The following is a 767-nucleotide window of genomic DNA, read 5'->3' as shown; positions in this document are numbered from 1 at the left end:
CGCCCCCACCGTCCCCGTCATCCACTCCGCCGACTACCTCAAGGAACGCACCCGCCTCCTCGCCGCCGACCACATCACCGTCATCGGCTCCGGCCAGTCAGGCGCCGAGATCTTCCTCGACCTGCTCCGCGCCCGGCCCGCGGGCCAAGAGAAGATCCACTGGCTCGCCCGCACCGAGGCCTTCGCGCCCATGGAGTACTCCAAGCTCGGCCTCGAACACTTCACCCCCGACTACACCCGCTACTTCCACGCCCTCCCCGAAGTCGTACGCGACCGCCTCGTCCCCCAGCAGTGGCAACTCCACAAAGGCATCGACGCCGACACCATCGCCGCCATCCACGACGAGCTCTACCGCCGCACCCTCCACGGCGACTGGCCCGACGCCACCCTCACCCCCGGCGTCAGCGTCCGCACCGCAGGCCGCGTCGCCGCCACCAAAGTCGAACTCCACCTGGAACACGTACAACAAGGCACCCGCACCCGCCTCACCACCGACGCCGTCGTCCTCGCCACCGGCTACCGCGAACGCCCCGTCGACCAGATGCTCAGCGCCCTCACCCCACACATCCGCCGCGACACCGCCGACCGCCCCCGCATCGACACCCACTACCGACTCGACCTCGACCCGGCCATCACCCGCACCGGCAGCAACATCTACATCCAGAACGCCGAACGCCACACCCACGGCGTCGGCGCCCCCGACCTCGGACTCGCCGCCTGGCGCAGCGCCACCATCCTCAACACCCTCACCGGCACCAACCCCTACC

Annotated in this window: 1 protein-coding gene; it reads left to right on the top strand. The window is 70.0% G+C overall.

The features are described 5' to 3' along the window. The coding region (locus tag GUY60_RS38000) for a SidA/IucD/PvdA family monooxygenase (RefSeq protein WP_161706046.1) at positions 1-767 on the top strand (767 nt) is incomplete at both ends.

The organism is Streptomyces boluensis, from assembly GCF_009908195.1.
Taxonomy (GTDB): domain Bacteria; phylum Actinomycetota; class Actinomycetes; order Streptomycetales; family Streptomycetaceae; genus Streptomyces; species Streptomyces boluensis.
The sequence above is the reverse complement of the archived record's forward strand: the minus strand, read 5'-3'. Positions and strand labels throughout refer to the sequence as shown.